A 24211-nucleotide genomic window follows, 5' to 3' on the forward strand; every position below is an offset into this window, starting at 1 on the left:
CTCCCGCTCACAGCCGGGCGAAACCCGGTTTCGATCTGCCCTGTCTATCCTTGCCATCGGCCAAGGAAAAGGCCCGCGCCATCACGATGGACGGCGCGGGCCTCATTCATCTTTTCGTCGTCGGCATTCTTTGCATCATCGGCAGGGCCGGCGATTACTTGTCACGCACCCGGATCGCGACGAAGGCGGCCGGCTGGCCGCGACGCAGAACCTGCAGCAGCACGGCATTGCGGCCCGCGCCGGTCGCGGCCTTCACCGCATTGTTGAGGTCCGCCTCGCTCAGCGTCGGCTGATTATTGGCCGTCAGGATGATGTCGCCCCGGCGCAGGCCCTTGGCGGCTGCGTCCGTCGACTGGTCGATGGAGTTGATGACCACGCCGCGCGTTTCCGGCGCGACGCCCAGCTGGCGCGCGATGGATGCCGTCATCGGCAGCACCGCAAGGCCCAGCGACTGCTGGCTGGCCGCCTGGCTGCCGGTGCCCTGATCGTCCTGGTTGGAGAAATCATCGTCCGAAGGCTGGTTGAAGCTGGCCAGCTTGTCCTCGGCCGGGCGTTCGCCGACCGTGGCCGTCACCGTCATGCGCTTGCCGCCACGGATCAGTTCGATCGGCACCTTCCCGCCGATCGGCAGGCCCGCGACGATGAAGGACAGGCTTTCGTCCGGCGTCACTTCGCGATCGTTCACCTTCACGATGACATCGCCGGCCTTGATGCCGGCCTTTTCCGCGCCCTGGGCGGGCTCGACACCCTGCACGAACTCGCCGCGATTCTTGGCGAGGCCCAGCGAGTCGGCGATGTCCTCCGACAGCGCGCTGATCTGCACGCCCAGATAGCCGCGCTTGACCGCCTGGCCCTTGCGCAGCGTTTCGATCACCGGGATCGCCTGTTCGGCGGGAATGGCGAAGCCGATGCCGACATTGCCGCCCGAGGGCGACAGGATCTGCGAGTTGATGCCGATCACATTGCCGTTCATGTCGAACATCGGGCCACCGGAGTTGCCCTGGTTGATCGACGCGTCGGTCTGGATGAAGCGGTCGCCGGCACCCAGGCCGGTGTTCCGATGCACGGCCGAGATGATGCCCGCCGTCACCGTGCCGCTGAGCGCGAAGGGATTGCCGATCGCCACCACCCAGTCGCCCACGCGGGCATGGGTGCTGTCGCCGAACTTCACGAAGGGCAGCGGCTTGGACGATTCGACCTTCAGCACCGCAAGGTCGCTGGCCGGATCGGCGCCGACCAGCTTGGCCGGAAATTCCTCGCCATTGGTCAGCGTCACGGTGATACTGTCCACCGTCGCGCCCTGCGCGCCGGCCGACACCACATGGTTGTTGGTGACGATATAGCCGTCAGCCGAGATGATGAAGCCGGACCCGAGCGACTGCGCCTGGCGGGTCTGCGGCTGGCCGCCACCGCCCGGTGCGCCGAACAGGTCGCCAAAGGGCGTGTTGGCAAAGGGGTTCTGCACCTTCACGCGCTGGCGGGTGGAAATATTGACGACGGCTGGCTGCAGCTTTTCGACCATGTCGGCAAGGCTGGCGGGCGCGCCGCGCGGGGCCGCCGCCTGCATGCCTTCATTCTGGGCCGTCTGTGCGCCGAGCGGCTGGTTGGACGTAACGGCGATGGCCGTGCCGCCGAGCAGCAGGGCCGCGGTAAGGGCATAAGCGTAACGCACTCTGGAAGATCCTCTCAGTCTCTAAGACCATGGAAAGGGACGGGGGAAGACAAGCGATGCCCCGTCTTCCCTTAACCCATATTGAATGGCCGCCATTCCCGCATATCGGAAAAGCCGCATTTTCACATCACCGGCCGCGGAATTCGCGCAGGAAGTCGTTGTCCGGCGACAGGATGACATTGGTCTGACCTGTGTTCTGCGGATTGAACGTCCGGCGATAGGCCTGCATCGCCCGGTAGAAATCATAGAATTGGGGGTCCTTGCCAAAGCTTTCGGCATAGACCTTGGCCGCGCCCGCATCGGCTTCGGCGCGGATGATCTGCGCCTGCTTGGCGCCCTGCGCGCGGATGGTGTTCGCCTCCTGCTCGCGCGCGGTGCGCATCCGCTGGAACGCGCTCTGCAGCGGCGCGCCGTCGGGCAGGTCGGCGCGCTTGATCCGCACGTCGATGATCTGCGCGCCATATTGGCGGGCGACGCGGTTGAGCCCGGCCTCGATATTGTCCATCACCTGGCCCCGCTCGGGGCTGAGCAGCGCGGCGAAGGGCCGCTTGCCCAGTTCGTTGCGCAGCGCCGAGCCCAGGATCGGGCGCAGCGCATCCGACACGCGTTCCTCATTGCCCGCCGAGATATACATGCGCAGCGGATCGACGATGCGATAGCGCGCAAAGGCATCGACCTGCAGCCGCAGCTGGTCGGTCGAGAGCACCTGCTGGCGCTCCATCTCGACAGAGAGCACGCGCTTGTCGATCCAGACGATCTGGTCGGCAAAGGGGATGCGCGCGATGATGCCCGCGCCGGTCGCGCCGAACTGTTCGCCGGGGCGGTAGCGGTTCACCACCTTCACCGGCTCGCCGAAGCGCACGATCACCGCCTGCCGGGTTTCCGGCACGATGGAAATGGTACTGCCCACCAGGATGATGAAGGCGATGGCGATCAGCGCCAGCGCGACGGGATTGCGCATGAGGGGCGGCATCAGCGGACGGCCTCCACGGAGTTCGTCGGCGTTTCCACCGGCGCCGGTGTCGCACGGCGCTTCATTTCCGGCAGCGGCAGATAGGGCGTCACATTGCCCGTCTCCACGATCGTCTTGTCGATGCCGGGCAGGATTTCCTCCATCGTCTCATAATACATGCGTCGCCGCGTCACGTCCGGCGCCAGGCGATATTGCTCATAGGTCTTGTCGAACGCGGCGGCCTCGCCCTGCGCGCGGGCGGTCTGCTGCTGGGCATAGGCGCGCGCTTCGTTGAGGTAGGTCTGCGCCGTCTGCTGCGCGGCGGACACGTCCTTGAACGCGTCGTTCACCGCCGATGGCGGGTCCGCCTGCTTGATGGCGACGCCCTGCACGCGCACGCCGGCGCGATAGCCGTCCAGGATTTCCTGCATCCGCTGCTCGACCTGCTGCTCGATGCCGGTGCGGCCCGCGCCCAGCGCATCGTCCAGCGAGACGCTGGCGATCACGGCGCGCATCGCCGATTCGGCGACCTCGCGGATGGTGGCGTCCGGATCGACCAGCTGGAACTTATACTGTTCGGGATTGCGGATGTTCCAGCGCACCGAATAGGCAAGGTCGATGATGTTCTGGTCACCCGTCAGCATCAGGTTCTCGGCGCCTTCGCCCGCAGAGCCGATGTCGATGGTGCGAATTTCCTCGACATCCACCGTCTCCATGCTTTCCAGCGGAGAGGGCAGGGTGAGCCCGATGCCGGGGCTGAGCGTGCGGCTGTATTTGCCCAGCATCAGCACCACGCCGCGTTCCTGCGGGCCGACCCGGTGGACGCAGGTCAGCGCCAGCCAGATGACGAGCAGCACGCCGATGGCGAGCGGCCACAGCGGCTTGCCGTCGGGCCGCTGTGGCAGGTTGAACCCGCCGCCGCCCAGGCCCGCACGGCCACGCCGCAGCAGTTCTTCGATGGCGGAAGGATTGCGCTTGTCGCCGGGGCGGCCGCCGCGCGGCTGCGTCCACGGATTGCGCGGGCCATTGGAGCCGCCGTCGCCGGAGCCGCTGCCAGAGCCGCCGCCCGTGCCGCCACCTTCGCCGCCGTCTCCGTCACTGCCGCCCTTGTTGCCCCACGGGCCCTGGCTCATGGCCGACACGATCCGCGGCATCCACCCAAAAAATTCTTTCATCCGGTCTCTATAGGAAGCCGCCGCCGGGAAAAACAGTGCCTTTGCCACGATATTCCACTATGCGCCCGCCATGACCGAGCCCCAGCCCCCTCTCGATGCGCTGACGGAGCGCCTTTCCACCCTGTCGCAGGGCCGCGCCAGCGCTCCGCGCCTGAAAGACGGCATCCTCAGCATCGTCCTCGACGTGACCGGCCTTTCGCCCGACGAGCGCGCGGCGATGGAGGCGGGGATCAAGGGCGGCCTGCGCGGCGAACCGGGGATCGGCGAGATTCGCGTCGCGATGACCAGCGAGCGACGGACGATCCGCATCATCGCCGTGGGCTCCGGCAAGGGCGGCGTCGGCAAGTCTACCCTGTCGGCCAATCTCGCCGTTGCATTGAAGCGCCTTGGCCACAAGGTCGGGCTGGTGGATGCCGACATCTACGGCCCGTCGCAGCCGCGACTGATGGGCAATGAAGGCGTGCGCCCGCAGGCGCAGGACAGCAAGATGATCCCGGTGATGAGCCAGTGGGGCGTGCCGATGCTCTCCATGGGGCATCTGGTGCAGCCGGGGCAGGCGATCGCCTGGCGCGGGCCGATGGCGGGCAATGCGCTGGGCCAGCTGATCGACGCGCATTGGGGCGATGTCGACACGCTGATCGTCGACCTGCCGCCCGGCACCGGCGATGTGCAGCTCACCATGATCCAGAAGCACAAGCCGGCGGGCGCGGTGATCGTCTCCACCCCGCAGGACCTGGCGCTGATCGACGCGACCCGCGCCGTCAGCCTGTTCGATCAGGCGGGCGTGCCGATGATCGGGCTGGTCGAGAACATGGCCGGCTATGTCTGCCCGCATTGCGGCGAGGTCTCCGACCCCTTCGGCAGCGGCGGCGCGCAGGCGGCGGCCGCGCAGATGGAAATGCCCTTCCTCGGCCGCGTGCCCCTCACCATCGGCATCCGCACGGCGTCCGACGCGGGCACGCCGCCTGCGGCCGGCGACATGCCGGAGGCGCGCGCCTTCATGGATATCGCGAAGAAGGTGGCGGCATGGCTGGAGGCGGGGCGCTGACGGTTCGCCAGCTTGCGGCCAGAGGCGGACGTCTAGTCATCGTCACCCTGAACGTGTTTCAGGGTCCATTTCTCCGAATTGCGCGAAGGCGTGTGTGGCGCGATGGATGCTGAAACACGTTCAGCATGACGAAAAATGAACGTCCGCACCACCCTTTGCCGGCATTGCGCTGCGCCCCCGCAGCCCTATCTCTTCCTTGTCCCATGGACGCAGGAGAACAGGCCATGCCGCTGACCACCCCCGAAGAGATCGCGACCCTGCTGGGCGAAACCCGCACCATCGCGCTGGTCGGCATTTCCGATCGGCCCGATCGCCCCAGCTATGGCGTCATGAAGCAGCTGCAGGAGCATGGCTATCGCGTGCTGCCGGTCAATCCGCAGCTGGCGGGCGAGCATGTGCATGGGGAATTCGTCTGGAACGGCCTGCACGACATCGGCGTGCCGATCGACATGGTCGACATCTTCCGCAATAGCGCGGCGGCGGGCGAGGCCGTGGATCAGGCGATTGCCGCCGGCGCAAAGGCGGTGTGGATGCAGTTGGGCGTCGTCAATGAAGCGGCGGCCGCCCGCGCCGAGGCGGCGGGGCTGAAGGTGGTGATGGACCGCTGCCCCGTCATCGACATCCGTTGCCTGGGCCTCGCTCCTGTGGGCGCGCCGCAATAGGGCATGCGGATCGCGCCCGTCCCGGTCGCACTCGCCGCGGACTTTGATCGGATTGCAGGCGGATCGGATCAATCGCCTTCCCTCGCGCGCTGCTCCTCTCTATCAGCATGGCATGCGCGTAAGAGGGTACAGGGATAAGACGGCCGCGGCTTCCAGGGGCGCTCCGGCCCTGACCCGGCGAACATTGCTGGTGGGCGGTGGCGCGGCGGCGGGGCTGCTGGTCGCCTGGGGGCTCTGGCCGCGCAGCTACAGGCCCAATCTCAATGTCGCGCCGGGCGAGCAGGCGCTGGGCGCCTTCCTGAAGATCGACCGTTCGGGCCAGGTCGTCGTCATCGTGCCGCAGACGGAAATGGGCCAGGGCGTTTCGACCCTGCTGCCCCAGATCCTTGCCGACGAGCTGGGCGCCGACTGGCGCACCGTGGGCGTGCAGCCCGCGCCGATCAGCCCGCTCTATGCCAACACCCTGCTTGCCGGCGAATGGCTGGACAGCGACTGGACGCGGATGATCGGCGGCGCGGGCGACTGGGCGCTGCGCGAATATGCGCAGCGCGGCGCGATGATGCTGACCGGCGGCTCCACCTCCGTCCGCATGTTCCATGATGCCTATCGCGATGCCGGCGCGGCCGCCCGCATCCTGCTGTGCAAGGCCGCCGCCGCCCGCTGGGACATCGCCTGGGAAGCCTGCGACATTCAGGACGGGCTGGTGACGGACGGCCAGCGCACCCTGCGCCTTGGCGACCTGGCGGAAGAGGCGGCGAAGTTCGACCTGCCCGATATCCTCCCCTTGCGGCAGGGCGGCGACAATCGCCTGGCCGGGCAGGATCTGCCGCGCATAGACTTGCCTGCGAAGATCGACGGATCGGTCAACTATGCCGCCGACATCCGCCTGCCCGACATGGTCTTCGCCTCGATCCGGCAGGGCCCGATCGGCGACGCCACGCTGAAGTCGGTGGACGAGGCGGCGGCGCGCAAGGTCACAGGCGTGATCGGCATCGTCAGGCGCGATCGCTGGGTGGCGGTCGCCGCGACCAACTGGTGGGCGGCGAACAAGGCGCTGGACCGGCTCGATCCGGTCTTCACCCTGGCCGGGCCGCCGCTGTCGACGGGCGCCGTCGATGACGCGCTGGAGGCCGCCTTTGGGGAAAAGCGCGGCCAGCGCTTCTACGCTGTGGGATCGCTCGCCCCGGTGTTCGAGGGCGCGACCCTGTACGGCAGCGCATATCGCGCCGCGCCCGCGCTGCATCTGGCGATGGAGCCGATGGCGGCGACGGCGCGGGTGCATGATGGCCGCGCGGAAATCTGGATGGCGACACAGGCCCCCGCCTTTGCCCGCGCCACCATCGCCGATGCGCTGGGCATGCGCGAAAGCGCCGTCATGCTCTATCCGTTGCAGGCGGGCGGCTCCTTCGGCCGGAAGATGGATTTCGAGCCGGGCGTGCAGGCCGCGCTCATCGCGCAGGAACTGCGGCGGCCGGTGCAACTGCTGTGGTCGCGGCTGGAGGATGTGATCCATGACCGCCCGCGCGCGCCGGCCCATGCGCGGATGACGGCAAAGCTCAACCGCAACGGCACCATCGACGGCTGGCTGGCAAAGGTCGCCGCGCCTTCGGCGCTGGCGGAGACATGGGCGCGGATTGCCGATGGCGCCATGCCGCATGAGGCCGCCCAGGGGGCTGGGGCACGCGCCAGCCGCCTTGCCGTGTCGGGCATGATGCCGCCCTACAAGATGGGGGCGCTCGCCATAGATCATTATCCCGCCGCCATCGCCCTGCCGACCGGGCGCTGGCGCAGCAATGCCGATCATTATGCATCCTTCTTCAACGAAAGCTTCATCGACGAACTGGCCTATCGCGCCGGCATAGAGCCCCTGTCCTTCCGTATGCAGATGCTGGGCGATCAGCCGCGTCTTGCCCATTGCCTCGCCACGGTGACGGCCATGGGCGGATGGCAGGGGGCGATCGGCGGCAGCGGCCAGGGCCTTGCCTGCCACATGATGAACGGCTCCTGTGCCGCCGTCATGGTGCAGGCGGGGATCAGCGGGCGCCGGCTGCGGGTGGAGCGGATCGTCGCGGCGGTGGATGTCGGGGATCAGGTGAACCCCGACATCGCCCGGCAGCAGATAGAGGGCGGCCTGATCTTCGGCCTTGCCTCGGCCATGGGCGGCACGGTGGATTATCATGGCGGCCTGCCCATGCGGGCGATCCTGGGGCGCATGGGCCTGCCCCGGCTTGCGGACATAGGGGATGTGACGGTGGAACTCATTCGCAGCAAGGCGCCGGCCGGCGGTGTCGGGGAAGTGGCGGTGCCCCCGGTCGCGCCGGCGATCGCCAATGCGCTGTTCACCACCACCGGCCATCGCTTTCGCAGCCTGCCGCTGGTGCCCGCCGCATGAGCGCAGCCCCCGCTTCCGGCGCGGCCCCGCGGCGCATCGGCGTGCTGATCGTCAATCTCGGCACGCCCGATGCGCCGGAGCCTGCCGCGGTCAGGCGCTATCTTGGCGAGTTCCTTTCCGACCGGCGCGTGGTGGAAATCCCGCCCATCCTCTGGCAGCCGATTTTGCGCGGCATCATCCTCAACGTCCGCCCGCGCAAATCCGCCCGCGCCTATAAGGAGGTGTGGATGGCGGACGGTTCGCCGCTTGCCGTCCACACGCGCGACACCGCGCGGGCGCTGGCCGGCAAATTGGGGGACGATGTCATCGTCGACTGGGCGATGCGCTATGGCAATCCCGCGCTGGGAGAGCGGATCAGGGCGTTGCAGGCGGCCGGTTGCGACCGCATCCTGATCGCGCCGCTCTATCCGCAATATTGCGCGGCGACGACGGCTACGGCCAATGATGCCGCCTTCGCCACGCTGGCCACGATGCGCGAGCAGCCGACGCTGCGCATCCTGCCGCCCTATTATGACGATCCCGCCTATATCGGCGCGCTCGCCGTGCTGGTGGAGCGGCAACTCGCCGCGCTCGATTTCACGCCCGACCTGCTGATCGCCAGCTTCCACGGCATGCCGCAGCGCACCAGAAGACAGGGCGACCCCTATTACGACCAGTGCATGGCGACGACGCATCTGCTGGCGCAGGCACTGGGTCGTCCGGTGCAGGCCAGCTTCCAATCGCGCTTCGGGACGGAGAAGTGGCTGGAGCCTGCAACCGATTCGGTGCTGCGTGAACTGCCCGGGAAAGATGTCCGTTCCGTTGCTGTTTTCACGCCCGGCTTCTCCGCCGATTGCCTGGAGACGCTGGAGGAGATCGCCATGCGCGGACGAGACGAATTTATGGCCGCAATGGGCGAAAAATTCGCCTTTCTACCCTGTCTTAACGCGGAGGCTGAGGCTATCACTCTCTATACGGCTTTGCTGCGCCGGGAACTTGCCGGATGGTGCAACACGGCCGTTTGACTCGATGCATAAGAGAGGATTTTTCCATGGCCAAAGTCGCTGTCGTCACAGGTGGAACGCGGGGCATCGGTGAGGCTGTGAGCCTCGCTCTCCAGGCGGGCGGGTATCGCGTTGCAGCAAATTATGCGGGCAACGATGAAAAGGCGAAGCGCTTTGCCGACGAGACCGGCATCGGCGTGTATAAATGGGATGTCGGCGACCATCAGGCCTGCCTTGACGGGTGCGCGGCGATCGAGGCGGATATCGGCCCCATCGACATCGTCGTGAACAATGCCGGCATCACCCGCGACGGCGTGCTGGCGCGGATGAGCTTCGATGACTGGAATGAAGTGATGCGCGTCAACCTGGGCGGGTGCTTCAACATGGCCAAGGCGACCTTCCAGGGCATGCGCGACCGGGGCTGGGGCCGCATCGTCAATATCGGTTCGGTCAACGGTCAGTCCGGCCAATATGGACAGGTGAACTATGCTGCGGCGAAATCCGGCATTCACGGCTTCACCAAGGCGCTGGCGCAGGAAGGCGCGCGCTACGGCATCACCGTCAATGCGCTGGCGCCCGGCTATATCGACACCGACATGGTCGCCGCCGTGCCGCCGGCCGTGCTGGAAAAGATCGTTGCCAAGATTCCGGTGGGCCGGCTTGGCCATGCGCCGGAGATCGCGCGCGGCGTTGCCTTCCTCGTCAGCGAGGAGGCCGGCTTCGTCACCGGCGCCACGCTCTCGATCAATGGTGGCCAGCATATGTATTGATCGGCCGGCAGGGGCGGGCGGGCGCGGATGACCGCGTCCGATCCGCCCCTGCCCGGCCCGCCTCTGCCTGGTACTGGCCCGGTCAAGCGCAGCGTGACCATTGCGGGGCACCAGACGTCGATCAGTCTGGAACCGTTGTTCTGGGATGCGCTGCGCGAGGCGGCGCATGCCCGCGACCTGCCCCTGAACGCGCTTGTCGCGCGCATCGATGCGGCGCGCATCGCCCTGCCCGATCCCCCCAATCTTGCCAGCGCCATCCGCCTGTGGCTGTTCGCCCTGGCGCGCGGGGATGGCTGACGCTAACCGCTGCTATTTGAAATGAAAATCATTCGCAACAGTGGTTGACTCTGCGACTTACTCGCAATAACAGGCCCTCAAATCCACAAAGGGGGCTTGATTAATGAGCACGAAAAATGGCGCCATCGCACCGGCGTTTCTTGCGCTGTCCTGTGTCGGCAGCTTCAGCAGCGCGGCGATGGCGCAGGACGCCGCCCAGGCTCCTCCCAGGCTCGGCGGCATGACCGTCACCGACACCGCGGTCGATGAGAGCGCGGTCAAGGTCGAGAAGGTGGAATCGCCCAAATATGTGCGGCCGCTGCTCGACACGCCGCAGACCGTCACCGTCCTCAGCAACCAGACGATCAGCAAGCAGAACCTGCTGACCCTGCGCGACATCCTCTCGACCGTGCCGGGCATCACCTTTGGCGCCGGCGAAGGCGGCGGCGGCTATGGCGACAGCATCAACCTGCGCGGGCAGAGCGCCAATACCGACATCACCATCGACGGTGTCCGCGACAGCGCGCAGTACAGCCGCACCGATCCGTTCAATATCGAGCAGATCGAAGTCATCAACGGCGCCAACTCGGTCTATGGCGGATCGGGTTCGGTCGGCGGCACCATCAACCTCGTCACGAAGCGCCCGAAGGCCGATGACGAGACGCTGCTGTCCGCCGGCATCGGCACCGACAATTATTATCGCGCCACCGTGGACAGCAATGTGCGGCTGTCCGATTTCGTCGCCGTCCGCTTGAACGCCATGTATCATGAAAATGACGTGCCGCGCCGCGACGTCGATCATTACAAGCGCTGGGGCGTTGCGCCGTCCGTGAAGCTGGGTGTGGACGGGCCGACCTCGCTGACCTTGATGTACACCCATCAGGAAGACAACAACACGCCGCTCTATGGCGTGCCCTATTACAAGAACGCCGTGTATGATGGCCCGCTGCCCGGCGTCCCTTATAGCGGGTATTTCGGCTACAGGAATATCGATCGGCAGGACCAGACCGTCGACCAGGCGACGGCCATCTTCGAGCATGAATTCAGCGATCTTGTGAGCGTGCGCAACCTGGCGCGCTGGCAGCGTGTCGAGCAGGACCTGGTGGTCGATCCGCCGCAGGGCGGCACCTATTGCCTGGCGGATCGCACCACGCAGACGGGCGCGGCCTGCGCGGCGGGGCAGCTGGCGAACACCTATTATCCCGGTGGCCCGCGCGGCAATTACCGTTTCTCCGAAAATCAGGCGCTCTACGATCAGGTCGACCTGACCTTCCACATTCCGGGCGGGCATGTGCTGGTGCTGGGCGCATCCTATCTGCAGGAAGATTATGACCTCGCCAGCGGCAATGTGTTCCGCAATGCCGGCGGTGCGACGCCCAACCCCACGCTCGATCCCATCACCATCGGCACTCCCGGCGTCTACACCGGCCCGGTCAACCAGATCCAGACGAGCGCACAGACCGGCGACCTGCGCAACATTGCCGCCTATGCCTTCACCGCGATCAAGCTGGGCGCGGGCTTCGAGCTGAATGGCGGCGTCCGCTATGAGAACAACCGCGCGAAATTCCGTTCGGACACGATCGCCACGCCGGCGGCCGGCGGCGCCTATACGGTTGGGGCGATGCAGGAGAACGAGGACAATCTCTTCTCCTATCGCGTCGGCCTCGTCTACAAGCCGGTCGAAAATGCCAGCCTGTATGTCGCCTATGGCAATTCGAAGAATCCGACCAGCACGACCGTCCGCTCGGGTTGCGGTCTGGCGGCGGCGAACAACCTCAATGTCGATCCATGCGGCCTCAATCCGGAGCAGGCCGTCAACATGGAAATCGGCGGCAAGGTCGACCTGTTCGACAGCAAGCTGCAGCTGACCGCCGCGCTCTTCCACAACAAGCGCAAGAATTTCCGCGTCACCGCCAACGATCCGTTCGTGGGCAGCCTGCCGGTCAATGACGGCCGCAACCGGGTGGACGGCATCACCCTGGGCGCCTCCGGCAATATCACGAAGAACTGGACGATCTTCGCCAACTACACCTATCTGAAGACCAAGGTGCTCCAGAGCATCACCGATTACTGCCTCGCCAATCCTGGCCAGTCGGACGTCGTTGGCGGCACCACCTATACCTGCGCGCTGTCCGATCCCCAGGCCGGCAACCCGATGACCAACACGCCCAAGCATTCGGGCAGCCTGTGGACGACCTACACCCTGCCATTCGGCCTGCAGCTGGGCTATGGGCTGAGCTATCAGGGCAGTTTCTGGCTGAACAATGCGCTGACGGCGACGGTCACGGATTATTACAAGTCGGACAGCTACCTGACCCACCGCGCCTTCCTGTCCTATCCGTTCACGGAAAACCTGTCGGCGCAGGTCAATGTGCAGAACTTCACGAACAAGAAATATTATACCAGCATCCGCAACAATGGCTGGGCCAACCCGGGTGAGGGCCGCTCGGCGGTGCTGACCATCGGCTACAAGTTCTAAAACAGCTCCCCGGCGGATGGCGATCCACCCGCCGGGATCGATCGACGGACTATGGCTCCGGCTAGAGGTGACTACCCTCCTGCCGGGGCCATTTTTTGTTCACGATGGCATTGCCCGGCGCGCGCCGGGCCGATGATCCGTCCCGCCCTGCCGCTTATGATCGGGGCAATGACGGGTGTGTCGGGATAGCGAATTATCTGCAATTGATTCGCATTACACTATTCGCTAAGGCAGCGGCATGGTCCAACCGGCCGGGGAAGCGGGACTCAGCATGTTCGACGCTAGCGTAACAAGTGACAGGGAGTTCGGCGGCGAAACCTATGTGCCGCCCGTCGCCCTCCCGCCGCGCCGGGCCGCAGCGGCCCCATCGGTTGCCGGCGGCGATCGCTATGGCGCCAGCCGGATGCCGAGCCTGCCCGCGCTGCTGATCGTGCTTGCGCTGCACGCGGTGGCCATCGTCGCGCTGGTCCACATGCGGACGGTCTATGTCCACAGGAAATCGGCCGAGCTGGTGACGGTCAACCTGACGCCGTCGGCGCCGCCGCCGCCCAGCCAGGAAGAACCGACGCCGCCATCCCGGCCGGAGGTCGTCGTGCCGCCGGCGCTTGTGCAGACGCCGCCGCCGGTCGCGCCGTCGATCGCGGTCGCGAGCGAGCCCGCGCCCGTGTCTCCCCCGGTCGTCGGCCAGCCCTCTGCCGTGCCCGGGCCGCCGTCGCCGCCCGTTGTGGCTGCCGGACCGGCGACAGTGCAGGGCGGCGACCTGATGGCCCGCATGATCGCCGGCAAGCCGCCGCGCTATCCCATCGAATGCCGCCGCAAGCGGGAGCAGGGCACCGTGGTCCTGTCGCTCACGCTTGGGACCGACGGGCGCGTGGCGACGATCTCCATCGCGCAGAGCAGCGGCCACGGCCGGCTGGACGATGCCGCGCGCGACGCCGTGCGCAACTGGCGGTGGGAGCCGATGATCCGCAACGGCCAGCCGGTGCAGGTGCGCGGCCTTGTCGAAATTCCCTTTGTCCTTCAAGGTTGAACGCAGCGTTCCATGTTGATCCCCATTCCAGCCCTTCTGGATCGCGACGCCGTCATCGCGGTGCGCGACCTTGTCGACGCAGCGCCATGGGTGGATGGCAATGTCACCTCCGGCCATCAGTCCGCGCTTGCCAAGCGCAACATGCAATTGCCCGAAGAGGCGCCCCAGGCGCGGGCTGCCGGCCGGATGATCCTTGACGCGCTGGGCGGGAACTCCCTGTTCATCGCCGCCGCGCTGCCGCTCAAAATCTATCCGCCGCTGTTCAACAGCTATGCCGGGGGGCAGGCCTTCGGCACGCATGTCGACAATGCCATCCGCATCCAGCGCGGCAGCGAATTCCGCATCCGTTCCGACCTGTCGATGACGGTGTTCCTGGAAGCGCCGGAGGACTATGACGGCGGCGAGCTGACGATCGAGACACAGTTCGGCGTGCAGCAGGTGAAGCTGCCCGCCGGCCATGCCGTGCTCTACCCGTCATCCTCGCTGCACCGGGTGGAGCCGATCACGCGCGGGCGGCGCACCGCCAGCTTCTTCTGGATACAGTCGATGATCCGGGAGGATGCCGCGCGGCAGATGCTGTTCGACCTCGATTGCAGCGTCCAGGCGCTGGCCGGCGACCGTGGGCATGGCGATGCGGAGGTCATCCGCCTGACCGGCATCTATCACAATCTGCTGCGGCGCTGGGCCGACGCCTGAACCGGCGCGACCGCGCGCCTATCAGCGCCGATCCTCGCGCTCGCCGCGCGTCATCAGTCGAGCATCGCGGCGAAGCCGGGCGACAGCATCTCCCGCACGGCGCCTCCCGTGCGCGCGATCATCATCATGGCAAGCCCCTCCCGCGCGGCGAGTGCCAGCCCCTCGTCCGGGCCGAGCACGGTCAGCGCCGTCGCCCAGGCATCCGCCATCATGGCGCTTTGGTGGAGCACGGTGACGGAGGCCACGCCGTTGGCGATGGGCCGGCCCGTGCGCGGATCGATGCTGTGGCTGTAGCGCCGCCCGTCCGCTTCGAACCAGCGGCGATAATCGCCCGATGTCGCGACGGAGAGGCCGCAGAGTGCGACGCGGACGGGGCCGAGGGCGATGCCGGGCGGCATCTCCAGCTCCACCCACCAGGGCTGGCCATCGGGCCTGACGCCCGCGCCGCGCAGCTCGCCGCCGATCTCGACCAGGAAATGGCGCAGGCCCTGCGCGATGAGCAGTTCGGCCAGCCGGTCGACCGCATGGCCCTTGGCGATGCCGGAAAAATCCAGCGCAACATCGGCCAGCCGCCGTGCGCCGCCATCCTCCGCCACGATCGCGCGCCAGTTGCCCGATGTGGGGGGCGTGGCGGACAGGATGGCGGCGCGGCCGGCGGGGCCGAAGCCCCAGCGGTCGACCGCATGGCCGATCGCCGGATCGAATGCCCCGCCGCTCCGCCCGGCGATATCGAGCCCCGCGCGCAGCACGGTCATGAAGGCATCGGGCAACGGGATGCGCCGGTCCAGCGGGGCATGGTTGAAGCGGCTGATGTCCGACGCCGCCTCCCAGTTGCTCATCTGCGCGATGACCGTGGCGAGCATGTCCGCGATGCCGTGATCGAGCGCCTTGGCGCGCTCCCCCGGCATGCCGCCGCGCGGCACGGCGATGCGCGCCGACCAGGTCGTGCCCATGGTATCCCCGCCCAGCGCCAGCACCTGCCCCAGCCGGTCGCGGCCGGCGAAATCGTCGGGCGATAGGCCGGGCGGGATGGCGATGCGTGGGACGATCAGGGCGCCAGCACCTCAAGCGTTGTCACATAGCTGGCGCGGTTCTGCGGCGGGCCTGCAGGAGCGGCACCGGCCGGAGGACCGCCTGCGCCCGCGCCGCCGCCCATGCCGGGGCCGCCCGGACCACCAGGGCCACCGGGACCACCTTCACGCCCGCCGCCGACCGTGGCGTTCAGCCAGTACATGCCCGCCGCCGGCCAGGTCACGGTCAGCTTGCCCTGCGCGTCGGTCTTGAGGTCCATCTGGTTGAGCGCATCGCGATAGCGGATGCCGCCGGGCACGATCGTCACCGGCAGGTTCGCCGCGGGCTTGCCGTCCTGCAGGAAGGCGAAGGTCGCCGCCTCGCCCGCCACCAGATCATTGGGATGGGTTTCGGGCACCATCTCGATGCCGGCGCCGGTCGGCTTGAAGACTGTGACCGTCGGCTCCCCGACCGTCACGAAGATTTCGTTGCGGTTGGCCATCCGGGCGGTACGCACATTGGTGGCGCCCGCCGGGATGGCGGCGGCGAGGGTCGCGGGGGTGGTGCCGCGCGGCAGCCGTTCTTCCTTGCCGTTGAGGGTATAACTGCCCATGACGCCGGTCGTCGCCGAAACGATCTTGTACGTGCCCTTCTGCGTCAGGTGGACGTCGAAGGTGCTGCGGTAGCGGCCGGTATTGGCATGTTCGATCGGCACGTCCGTGCCATCGGGCGCGATCGCCTTCACCGCATCCACGCGCATGGGCTGATGCTCGAAATAGAACAGGTCGTTGGACACGGCGGCATCCACCGTCACCCACACGTCGTCGCCGGACAGCACGGTGGCGGACGGCATCATCCACTGCCGATGCGCGGCGGCGGGGGCGGAGAGCATGGCGATCGCGGCCAGGGCGGTCATGCCGCGCAACATTGTCTTGGTCATGGGACGGACTCCTCTTTGAAAGCGTTGTTCGGTCAGGGCCTGAAGCCGAGGGTGACGGCGCCAAGCTCGGCCTTGCCCTCGGCGTGGACGGTGGCGCCGGGCTTCGGCGGCCAGGCGAAGGGCAGGCGCAGCGCCTCGCGGCCGCCCACCTCGCGCGCGGCCTCGATCACCAGCGTGTAGTGGCCCGGCGTCATCGCGCCCAGCGGGCCCTTGCCGGCGGTGAAGGATATCTTCTGCGGGCCCGGCGCGCGGGTCGCCCCGGTGATGCCGTCCGCCGGGAACTTCATCGACCGGCCGGAGGCGCGCCACCATTGCCGCACCTCGCCCAGCCATTTGGTGCCCTCGCCGTTCCGCATGTCATAATCATACCAGACCGCGATGGTGCGCGGCGCCGTGCCCTGCTTCTCCACCCACATCGCCACATAGGGGCGATGATATTCGGCGACGGTCAGCCGGGGGATGGCGACGGTGACGTCCATCGTCTGCGCCATGACGGGCGAGAAGGCTGCGCCGCCGGCGCCGAAGACCGCCGTGCCGGTAAGGAGGAGGCGATGACTGATCTGCATGTCGGGCATTCCCTTGCGATAAAGGATCAATGGATGAACCAGGCGGCGAGCAGCGCCGGAATGGCGAGGCCCAGCGCCACGAGCGGCCAGGTGGACGGGCGCTTGGCGGCATGGAGCTGCAGCAGCAGCACGCCGGTCAGCGCGAAGATGAGGCAGGCCCCGGCGAAGATGTCGATGAACCATTTCCACACGGTGCCGGCGTTGCGGCCCTTGTGGAGATCGTTGAGATAGGAGATCCAGCCGCGGTCGGTGATCTCCGCCGACACCGCGCCGCTCGCGCGGTCGATGGAGACCCAGCCGTCGCCGCCGGGCCGGGGCAGGGGCAGGTAGACCTCGGCGGCGGACCATTCCGCCTCGCCCCCGCTGCCGAGCGACAGCGATTTTTCGACCCATGCCGCGATGGCCGGCGGCAGCGGCTTCTTCGCGTCCGGCCTGTCGTCGGGCGCGACCAGCGCGCGCAACCCGGCGGGCAGGGTGCCGCTCTTCTGGGACACGACCGGCGCGCCCTCGATATCGGCGGCATGGTTCAGCGTGATGCCGGTGGCGGCGAACAGCAGCAGGCCGATCAGGCTGACGGCCGAACTCATCCAGTGCCAGCTGTGCAGCTGCTTCAGCCAGAAGGGGCTAAGCCTTTTCTTCTTTTTCGGGCGCAGGCCATTCGCGCTGGATGTGATGTTCGGCACCGGCGGCGCGAATCCTCTTCAAGAGATGATCCTGCCCGATAACGCGAACGATTCGCATTTACAACTGAAGGAGTGGTTTTTTATTATCCCGCGCCGGGATCACCGCCCCAGCAGCCCGCGCGCCTGCCCTGCAATCTCCGCCAGCATCGCCACATTGGGCGCGGCCGCGGAACGTGCGCGCTGGACCAGCGTGCGGAACTGGGCGATGCGGTTCGCCTTGCCGGCCAGCCACTCCTCGACAAAGGCGGCGATGTCCGTGCCCGCCGATTGGGCGAGCAGGTCGAGCCGCACCTGCTGCATGTCGCGCGCGACGCCGGAGATCAGCAGCCGTTCCCACGGATCGGAAGGCTCCATGCGCGCCGCCGCCGATTGCACCCAGTCGATGCCCACCGCTTCGCCCAGCCGGGTGAAGGCGCGGGTGGTCGCGACCACATCGACATTCAGCCGCGCGGCCAGCCGGGCGATGCCGACGGCGCCGTCCAGCTTGAAGAGCGCGGCGGTGCGCAGCACCAGCGGCTCGGGTGCGCCCAGCCCCGTGAGCGTTTCCACGATCGCGCCCGAACGGCGGATCGCCTCATGCGTCAGCAGCGTGTCGACCTGTTCGGCCAGGGTGCTAAAGCCGGCGGAAAGATCGGCCACGCCCGCCTGCGGCAGGGTGCCGGAGGGCAGGCTGCGCAGGATGTCGGCGATCTGCGCGCGCATGCCGCTGGCGATATCGCCCAGCAGGGAGAGGCGCGCCGCCTCCGACATCTCCGCCGCGTCGATATCCTCCCACAGCTGATGCACGCCAAAGAGCCGCTCGGCGACGACGAAGGCGCTGGCAAGATCGCCCAGCGAGCAGCCTTCCTCCTCCGCCAGCTCGAACGGATGGATCAGGCCCAGCCGGTTGATGATGCGGTTGGCGATCTTGGTCGCGATGATCTCGCCGCGCAGCTGGTGCGCCGCAATGGCATCGGCCTCGCGCGCCTGCATCGCGGGCGGGAAGGCCGATGCCAGTTCCGCGCCCATGCTCTCGTCGCTTGCCAGCGCGCCATGCTCGATTTCATCCTGCAGGGCGAGCTTGGCGGTGGAGAGCAGCACGGCCAGCTCCGGCCGGGTCAGCCCCTTGCCGTCCTGCCCGCGGCGCAGCAGCTGGTCGTTGCTCGCAAGCCCTTCGACCGCGCGGTCCAGCCGGCCGCTTTCCTCGAACGTCTCGATCAGGCGGACATAGCTGGCAAGGTCGGTCGCGCCGCCCGCCTCGGCGATGGACAGGCCCAGCGCCTGCAGCCGGTTGTCCTCCAGCACGATGTCGGCAACGGCATCGGTCATCGACACCAGCAGCGTGTTGCGATCCTCGAACGAGAGGCGCCCTTCTGCCATTTCCTTGTTCAGCGCGATCTTGATGTTCACTTCATTGTCGGAACAGTCGACGCCGGCGCTGTTGTCGATGAAGTCGGTATTGATGCGCCCGCCGTTCAGCGCAAAGGCGATGCGCGCGGCCTGGGTGGTGCCCAGGTTCGCGCCCTCGCCCACCACCTTCACCCGCAGCTGCTCGGCATTGACGCGCAGGCGGTCATTGGCCGGGTCGCCGACATCGCCATGGCTCTGCGCGGCGGCCTTCACATAGGTGCCGATGCCGCCGAACCATAGCAGGTCGGCCGGCGCCTTCAGGATCGCGGAAATGAGCGCCGCCGGCTCCATCTCGCTGTCCCCGACCCCCAGGATCGCCTGCATCTGCGGCGTCAGGGGGATGCTCTTGAGCGCGCGCGAGAAGACGCCGCCGCCCGCCGAGATCAGCGCCTTGTCATAATCGTCCCAGCTGGATCGGGGCAGGGCGAACATGCGGTTGCGTTCTTCCCAGCTCCTTGCCGGATCGGGATCGGGATCGAAGAAGATGTGGCGATGGTCGAAGGCAGCGACCAGCCTGATCGCCTTGCTCAGCAGCATGCCGTTGCCGAACACGTCGCCCGACATGTCGCCGCATCCCACGACGCTCACCGGCTCCTTCTGCACGTCGACGCCCATTTCGGCGAAATGGCGCTGCACGGAAATCCATGCGCCCTTGGCGGTAATGCCCATCGCCTTGTGGTCATAGCCGTGGGAGCCGCCGCTGGCGAAGGCGTCGCCCAGCCAGAATTTGCGGTCGAGCGCGATGGCGTTGGCGACATCGCTGAAGGTCGCGGTGCCCTTGTCGGCGGCGACCACGAAATAGGGATCGTCGCTGTCATGGATGACGACGTCGGCAGGATGCTTCACCTTGCCCTTCACCAGGTTGTCGGTGACGGAGAGCAGCGAGCGGATGAAGATGCGATAGCTCTCCGTCCCCTCGGCCAGCCAGGCGTCGCGGTCGACCTGGGGGCTGGGCAGCTGCTTGGGGTAGAAGCCGCCCTTGGCGCCGGTCGGCACGATGACGGCGTTCTTCACCCGCTGCGCCTTCATCAGGCCAAGGATCTCGGTGCGGAAGTCGTCCCGCCGGTCGGACCAGCGCAGGCCGCCGCGCGCCACCGGGCCGGCGCGCAGGTGGATGCCCTCGACACGGGGCGAATAGACCCAGATTTCGCGCCAGGGCAGCGGCGCGGGCAGGCCCGGCACCTTCGCGCTGTCGAGCTTGAACGCCAGGGCCTCGGCCGCGGCGGGCGCGAAGAAATTGGTGCGCAGCGTCGCCTGGATGACGGCGCGGAGCAGCCGCAGGATGCGATCCTCGTCGATCGCGGACACCGTGTTGAGGCCGGCGTCGATCGCCTCCTGCGCGGCGGCGACGCGGGCGTCGCGATCCTGCGTGGATGCCGGATCGTGCAGGGCGTTGAACAGCTGCACCAGCGCCCGCGCAATCCCTTCCTCGCGCCGCAGCGTGGCGGCGACATTGGCCAGCCCATAGGCAAGGCCGGTCTGCCGCAGATAGCGGAACAGCGCGCGGAACAGCACGACATCGCGCGGGTCGAGCCCAGCGGTGACGATCAGTTCGTTGAAATGGTCGTTTTCCGCAACGCCTTCCATCACCATGGCGATGGCGGTCTGCACGATGGCGGCGCGGCCGATGACGGCGACGGCATCGCCGCCCGGCAGGTCCAGCACATAGCGCTGGATATGGCCGAGCGCGCCCTGGTCCAGGGGAGTGCTGATCTCGTCCACCGCGCGGAAGCCGAAATTCTCCAGCACCGGCACGGTATCGGACAGAGCGACCGATTCCATGCTGTAGAGCTTCAGGCGCAGGCGCGACGGCCCGTCCTCTGCATTGCGGTACAGCCGCACATTGCGCGCGCCGGGCCGGGAAAGCTGGTGCAGCCGGCCGATGTCGAGCGCCGCCTCGGCAGGTTCGGAGCCGTTGCGATAGCCCATGGGGAAGCCCGGCGCATAACGCTGCGCCAGCGCCGCCGCCCGGCCCGCTTCCTCATGCTCGGCCAGCGCCGCCTCGACGGCGGGCAACCAGCCGCGCACCATCTGCTTGATCTGGATGTCCAGCGGCTCCGCGTCGGGCACCACGCCGCCATCGCGCAGGTCCAGCGTGATGCGCAGCAGCGCAAGGCCACCTTCCTCCAGCGCGATCGACCAGCTGAGCATGCGGGAATGCGCGGCATTGGCGAGCATGGTCTGGATGGCGACGCGCCGTGCCGTGGACACTTCGTCGCGCGGCAGCCAGACAAAGGCATAGAGATGCCGGTCGAGTGCGCTGGTCGCCAGCGCCAGCTTGGGCCGGGGCCGGTCGGAGAGCGACATGAAGGTCAGCGCCAGATGCTCCAGCGTCTCGCGGTCGAAGCCGATCAGCAGGTCATGGGGCAGGGCGGCCAGCGCATGGACCAGCGTCTTGCCGGCATGGCCGCTCGGGTCGAAGCCGAATTTCTCCATCAGCGCGTGCAGGCTGGCGCGCAGCATCGGCACCTTGTCCGGCGCGGCGGCCAGCGCGGCGCTGGTCCACATGCCGGCGTGGATGGAAAGCGCGACGATGTCCTTCCCCTCGCGCACGGGCAGGATGATGAGGTCGACCAGGACATGGCGGTGTACCTTCGCCATGCGGTTCGACTTGATGATCAGCGGCACGCGCCGCCCTTCCTCGAACCAGGCGAAGGCCGCCTCGACCGTCGCCGGCGCAAGCAAGGCCGTGTCGGGCAGCGTGCAGATGCCGAGCGCCTTGCTGGCCTTGCCCGACCGGCTGCGATGTTCATGGCCGATCTGCGTCAGATTGCCACCCAGGAACCAGCGCAGCAACGCGGCGCCCTCCTCGTCGGTCACGCCTTCGGCATCCTCGCGCAGCGCCGTCTGCATCGCCGGCCAGTCGCGCACGGCGGCCCGCACATGCTCCAGCGTCGCGTCCAGCTCGCGCTCCAGCGCGCGGCGGACCTTCGCATCGGCCCGGTCCGCCTCGATATAGATCATGGATTCGCGCCGCGCGCCGGGGGTGTCGGCGGGCAATATCGCCTTCAGCGTGCCCGTGGCATCCCGTTCCACCGACAGCACCGGGTGGATCAGGCGATGGATCACAAGATCGGCGGCGGACAGGCAGTTGGCGATCGAATCGACCAGGAAGGGCATGTCGTCATTGACGATGGCGATGCGCATCAGCCGGCCGGCGAGCGCGTCGCCCTCGCCCATCGTCTCGATGGCGATGCAGGCGGTGCCGCTTTGCCGCTCCGCGCCGGTGCGGGCGACGAAATCGGCGGCGGCATCGGCGGCCTTCGTGTCGAACCCGTCATTCTCGCCGGGCAGGGCGCCTTGCGTCATCACGGCGCGGAGCGCCTCCACGGCCGTCTTCGCGGGTTTCGCCACCGTTGTCGTCATCGCCTCACCTCGCCAGTCTTCGTTTCGCGGGCATTTTGTCTCGGACCGGCGGCGTGCAGGGTAAGGGACGACGCCGGGGGCGCCCTATATGCCTCTGCTCTGCGCCGTGCTCAACCTCTATCTGGAAAGAAAATTGCAGGGTGAAGTAAGGAAATAACAAGCAATTCCGGGCGTCGGCGGCCCTGCCCGCAACGCTGGCGGGATGTGCCGATGCCCGTGATCGGTGCGGCGATCCGAAGGCGTCGGATCAGGGGCTCGATGCCCCGATGACCCCGGCCCAATGACCCTAGCCTTAATGGCCCAGGATGGTGACGATGCGGCGGGCCGGGTCGGCATCCGCCGGCAGGGCGGCAACGATGGCCATGCTGCCGTCGGCCTCCCGCCGGGCGATGACGACGGCCAGCCCCTGCGCATCGGTGGAGATCGCATCGGCCTGCAGCGCCTGCGCCGTCTGCAGGCGCATCCGCGCGGCGATGATTGGGTCCGGGCGGGTCGGGCGCTCGGCCCGGCGTACGGCGCGTTCGTCACGCACCAGCCCCTTCAGGCCGCCCTCATAGCCTTCCAGATAGGCGGCCATGCTGCCGCGTTCCATGCCCCGTGCCCAGCCATGGTCCAGCGCCGTGGCATATTCGGTCAGGCGGGTCTTGTCATAAGTGGCGCCGAAGACGAGCTTGGCGATCGCCGTCATCGGGCTGCGTGCCTGCACCTTGATGCCGCTATCTTCCAGCAGCTCGGCATAGGCTTCGGGCGCATCCTGCGCCGCCAGCGCAAAATCATAGGCCAGGCCGATGGCGCGATAGAGGGCGCCGCGGCTGCGCGCGTCGCTGCCCTGCGCATGCTCCGCGCAATCGCGGGCCAGCGCCAGCCAGTCGCCCAGCGACGCCTCGGCATCCAGCGTGACCGGTTCCGGCGGCGCGCCGTCTTCGACGTCCGGCTCGGGCATTTCCAGCCCGGCGAGATCCAGCACGGGCAGGGGCGATTCGCTCATGGGTCGGGCGGTGTCGGCCTCGTCCTGCTGGCGGGACGGGCCATCCGCCCAGATCGGCGCCACATTCTTCACCGCAGGCGCGCCGCGCAGGGCGCGACCGACTTCCTGGGTCAGTTCGGCGGTCAGGTCGCGCCCGGCCACTTCCTTCCAGTTGATCACGCCATAGACGAAGTCGATCGTGTCATCGTCCGATGAAAAGGGCATCAGGATGCCGCGATACATGATCTCGGCATTGCGCTGGTTGGTGAATTCGGCCTCGAAGCCGATCGGCGCGGCATTGGCGATGATCTGCAGATAATGGTCGGTCAGGCGCGTCAGCAGCGACCGGGCCGGCACATCGTTGATCGTTTCGATATGCCCCTCGATATCGCATTCGCGCCGCAACTCGGTGCCAAGATAGACGATGGCCGGGTTTTCCACCCCAAGGCTGAAATCCAGCAGCACGCTATAGGGGCCGAAATCGCCCAGGTCCTGGGGGTTCAGATCCTCGATGGAGGGCAGCGCCCGGCCGTGCAGCAGCGACGCCCAGTAATTATAGGCGCGCACATGCATGCGACGTTCGCCCGTGCCGATGGCGGGCGGTGGCGCTTCGTCCACCATGTCGTCCGCCGCATAGTCGAAATCGTCCTGCCCGCTGGCAGAATCCTGACCCCGAAGAGTGTCCATGTCCGCTTGCCTCTGAAACCCTGTTCCGCCCTGCATCGCATGGCCATGGTAAATGCGCGGTAAATGGCAGGGCAAGCCCGTTCCTCCATCTCGGCAGGGATCGGACGAAGAGCAGGGCATCCTCTTTCGCGCACGCCCCCGCTTGCCAGCCGCCCCCGCTGCTGGTAAGCGCGCCCCCACGGCCACGCCGGAACGCCGCTTTAGCTCAGTTGGTAGAGCATCGCATTCGTAATGCGGGGGTCACAGGTTCGAGTCCTGTAAGCGGCACCAGCGGTAAGTGGTTGGTTATCCTGACATTTTTTTGACCTTCCGGCTTTGGGGCGATTTTCTCTCTCCGGTGTGGACGCGGTGCAGGGTGCCTGGTGCGCGGGTTTCGATCTCGTCGATGATTCTGTGGATCGGCGTGCAAAAAGGACCCCGTTAGCGGGGTGATCGGCGTCTAAAAGGGACCCCTCATTTCGATGGTT

Annotated in this window: 18 protein-coding genes and 1 tRNA gene; 10 read left to right on the forward strand and 9 right to left on the reverse strand. The window is 67.3% G+C overall.

Translation table 11 applies throughout. The features are described from left to right. Positions 1 to 154: 154 nt before the first annotated feature. The 3 genes from WFP78_RS11920 to hflK form a co-directional block, all read right to left on the reverse strand. Positions 155 to 1672: a Do family serine endopeptidase gene (locus WFP78_RS11920; RefSeq protein ID WP_336962288.1), complete on the reverse strand. Its 1518-nt coding sequence runs from the start codon at positions 1670 to 1672 to the stop codon at positions 155 to 157. A 127-nt stretch (positions 1673 to 1799) separates the two neighbouring features. After that, positions 1800 to 2645: a protease modulator HflC gene (hflC, locus tag WFP78_RS11925; RefSeq protein ID WP_336962291.1), complete on the reverse strand. Its 846-nt coding sequence runs from the start codon at positions 2643 to 2645 to the stop codon at positions 1800 to 1802. Continuing rightward, on the reverse strand, positions 2645 to 3799 hold the full coding sequence (gene hflK / locus WFP78_RS11930) for an FtsH protease activity modulator HflK (RefSeq protein WP_419722955.1): 1155 nt from the start codon (positions 3797 to 3799) through the stop codon (positions 2645 to 2647). Before hflK ends, hflC begins: the two co-directional genes overlap by 1 nt. A gap of 280 nt (positions 3800 to 4079) precedes the next feature. Between hflK and WFP78_RS11935 the strand changes: the two genes are divergently transcribed. From WFP78_RS11935 to WFP78_RS11975, 9 genes are all read left to right on the forward strand, one after another. Continuing rightward, positions 4080 to 4847 (forward strand): Mrp/NBP35 family ATP-binding protein, encoded by a 768-nt coding sequence (locus WFP78_RS11935; protein WP_336962378.1) that lies wholly within the window; start codon positions 4080 to 4082, stop codon positions 4845 to 4847. A 224-nt stretch (positions 4848 to 5071) separates the two neighbouring features. After that, the gene (locus tag WFP78_RS11940) at positions 5072 to 5509 is read left to right on the forward strand and encodes a CoA-binding protein (protein ID WP_336962293.1); all 438 of its coding nucleotides are present in this window, start codon (positions 5072 to 5074) and stop codon (positions 5507 to 5509) included. A 112-nt stretch (positions 5510 to 5621) separates the two neighbouring features. Then, on the forward strand, positions 5622 to 7901 hold the full coding sequence (locus WFP78_RS11945; protein WP_336962295.1) for a xanthine dehydrogenase family protein molybdopterin-binding subunit: 2280 nt from the start codon (positions 5622 to 5624) through the stop codon (positions 7899 to 7901). Next, a complete protein-coding gene (hemH, locus tag WFP78_RS11950) occupies positions 7898 to 8905 on the forward strand; it encodes a ferrochelatase (protein WP_336962298.1) in 1008 nt (335 codons plus the stop codon). Before WFP78_RS11945 ends, hemH begins: the two co-directional genes overlap by 4 nt. A gap of 26 nt (positions 8906 to 8931) precedes the next feature. Beyond that, complete coding sequence (gene phbB, locus WFP78_RS11955; RefSeq protein WP_336962301.1) at positions 8932 to 9654, forward strand: acetoacetyl-CoA reductase; 723 nt, start codon at positions 8932 to 8934, stop codon at positions 9652 to 9654. A gap of 27 nt (positions 9655 to 9681) precedes the next feature. Beyond that, on the forward strand, positions 9682 to 9951 hold the full coding sequence (locus tag WFP78_RS11960; protein ID WP_336962304.1) for a ribbon-helix-helix domain-containing protein: 270 nt from the start codon (positions 9682 to 9684) through the stop codon (positions 9949 to 9951). 103 nt (positions 9952 to 10054) lie between these two features. Next, positions 10055 to 12409 (forward strand): TonB-dependent receptor, encoded by a 2355-nt coding sequence (locus WFP78_RS11965; protein WP_336962307.1) that lies wholly within the window; start codon positions 10055 to 10057, stop codon positions 12407 to 12409. A 271-nt stretch (positions 12410 to 12680) separates the two neighbouring features. After that, positions 12681 to 13439 carry an energy transducer TonB gene (locus tag WFP78_RS11970; RefSeq protein WP_336962311.1) on the forward strand — a complete coding sequence of 253 codons (759 nt, stop codon included), beginning with the start codon at positions 12681 to 12683 and terminating at the stop codon, positions 13437 to 13439. Between the two features lie 12 nt (positions 13440 to 13451). Beyond that, positions 13452 to 14135, forward strand: coding sequence for a Fe2+-dependent dioxygenase (locus tag WFP78_RS11975; RefSeq protein WP_336962314.1), 684 nt, complete (start codon positions 13452 to 13454; stop codon positions 14133 to 14135). A gap of 53 nt (positions 14136 to 14188) precedes the next feature. Here the strand turns inward: WFP78_RS11975 and WFP78_RS11980 are convergent, their stop codons facing one another. The 6 genes from WFP78_RS11980 to WFP78_RS12005 form a co-directional block, all read right to left on the reverse strand. Beyond that, positions 14189 to 15088: an FAD:protein FMN transferase gene (locus tag WFP78_RS11980; RefSeq protein ID WP_419722958.1), complete on the reverse strand. Its 900-nt coding sequence runs from the start codon at positions 15086 to 15088 to the stop codon at positions 14189 to 14191. A gap of 95 nt (positions 15089 to 15183) precedes the next feature. After that, positions 15184 to 16086 (reverse strand): DUF4198 domain-containing protein, encoded by a 903-nt coding sequence (locus tag WFP78_RS11985; RefSeq protein WP_336962317.1) that lies wholly within the window; start codon positions 16084 to 16086, stop codon positions 15184 to 15186. Positions 16087 to 16118: 32 nt separating this feature from the next. Then, the gene (locus tag WFP78_RS11990; RefSeq protein WP_336962319.1) at positions 16119 to 16652 is read right to left on the reverse strand and encodes a DUF2271 domain-containing protein; all 534 of its coding nucleotides are present in this window, start codon (positions 16650 to 16652) and stop codon (positions 16119 to 16121) included. Positions 16653 to 16678: 26 nt separating this feature from the next. Continuing rightward, a complete protein-coding gene (locus WFP78_RS11995; protein WP_336962384.1) occupies positions 16679 to 17326 on the reverse strand; it encodes a PepSY-associated TM helix domain-containing protein in 648 nt (215 codons plus the stop codon). A gap of 108 nt (positions 17327 to 17434) precedes the next feature. Next, positions 17435 to 22090: an NAD-glutamate dehydrogenase gene (locus WFP78_RS12000; RefSeq protein ID WP_336962322.1), complete on the reverse strand. Its 4656-nt coding sequence runs from the start codon at positions 22088 to 22090 to the stop codon at positions 17435 to 17437. A gap of 292 nt (positions 22091 to 22382) precedes the next feature. Further along, entirely contained in the window at positions 22383 to 23744 is a 1362-nt protein-coding gene (locus tag WFP78_RS12005) for a PAS domain-containing protein (RefSeq protein ID WP_336962324.1), read from the reverse strand. Positions 23745 to 23938: 194 nt separating this feature from the next. Between WFP78_RS12005 and WFP78_RS12010 the strand changes: the two genes are divergently transcribed. Beyond that, a tRNA-Thr gene (locus WFP78_RS12010) sits at positions 23939 to 24014 on the forward strand. The last annotated feature ends 197 nt before the right edge of the window (positions 24015 to 24211 follow it).

It is taken from the genome of Sphingobium aquiterrae, assembly GCF_037154135.1.
In the GTDB taxonomy this organism is placed as follows: Bacteria; Pseudomonadota; Alphaproteobacteria; order Sphingomonadales; family Sphingomonadaceae; genus Sphingobium; species Sphingobium aquiterrae.

Bases quoted from the DNA above. Each gene is read 5' to 3' on its own strand.
- WFP78_RS11960 (WP_336962304.1), top strand. From the start codon at position 9,682: ATGACCGCGTCCGATCCGCCCCTGCCCGGCCCGCCTCTGCCTGGTACT.
- WFP78_RS11970 (WP_336962311.1), top strand. From the start codon at position 12,681: ATGTTCGACGCTAGCGTAACAAGTGACAGGGAGTTCGGCGGCGAAACC.
- WFP78_RS11985 (WP_336962317.1), bottom strand. From the start codon at position 16,086: ATGACCAAGACAATGTTGCGCGGCATGACCGCCCTGGCCGCGATCGCC.
- WFP78_RS12000 (WP_336962322.1), bottom strand. From the start codon at position 22,090: ATGACGACAACGGTGGCGAAACCCGCGAAGACGGCCGTGGAGGCGCTC.
- WFP78_RS11980 (WP_419722958.1), bottom strand. From the start codon at position 15,088: ATGGGCACGACCTGGTCGGCGCGCATCGCCGTGCCGCGCGGCGGCATG.
- WFP78_RS11965 (WP_336962307.1), top strand. From the start codon at position 10,055: ATGAGCACGAAAAATGGCGCCATCGCACCGGCGTTTCTTGCGCTGTCC.
- hflK (WP_419722955.1), bottom strand. From the start codon at position 3,799: ATGAAAGAATTTTTTGGGTGGATGCCGCGGATCGTGTCGGCCATGAGC.
- WFP78_RS12005 (WP_336962324.1), bottom strand. From the start codon at position 23,744: ATGGACACTCTTCGGGGTCAGGATTCTGCCAGCGGGCAGGACGATTTC.
- hflC (WP_336962291.1), bottom strand. From the start codon at position 2,645: ATGCCGCCCCTCATGCGCAATCCCGTCGCGCTGGCGCTGATCGCCATC.
- WFP78_RS11990 (WP_336962319.1), bottom strand. From the start codon at position 16,652: ATGCAGATCAGTCATCGCCTCCTCCTTACCGGCACGGCGGTCTTCGGC.
- hemH (WP_336962298.1), top strand. From the start codon at position 7,898: ATGAGCGCAGCCCCCGCTTCCGGCGCGGCCCCGCGGCGCATCGGCGTG.
- WFP78_RS11935 (WP_336962378.1), top strand. From the start codon at position 4,080: ATGACCAGCGAGCGACGGACGATCCGCATCATCGCCGTGGGCTCCGGC.
- WFP78_RS11945 (WP_336962295.1), top strand. From the start codon at position 5,622: ATGCGCGTAAGAGGGTACAGGGATAAGACGGCCGCGGCTTCCAGGGGC.
- WFP78_RS11940 (WP_336962293.1), top strand. From the start codon at position 5,072: ATGCCGCTGACCACCCCCGAAGAGATCGCGACCCTGCTGGGCGAAACC.
- WFP78_RS11975 (WP_336962314.1), top strand. From the start codon at position 13,452: ATGTTGATCCCCATTCCAGCCCTTCTGGATCGCGACGCCGTCATCGCG.
- phbB (WP_336962301.1), top strand. From the start codon at position 8,932: ATGGCCAAAGTCGCTGTCGTCACAGGTGGAACGCGGGGCATCGGTGAG.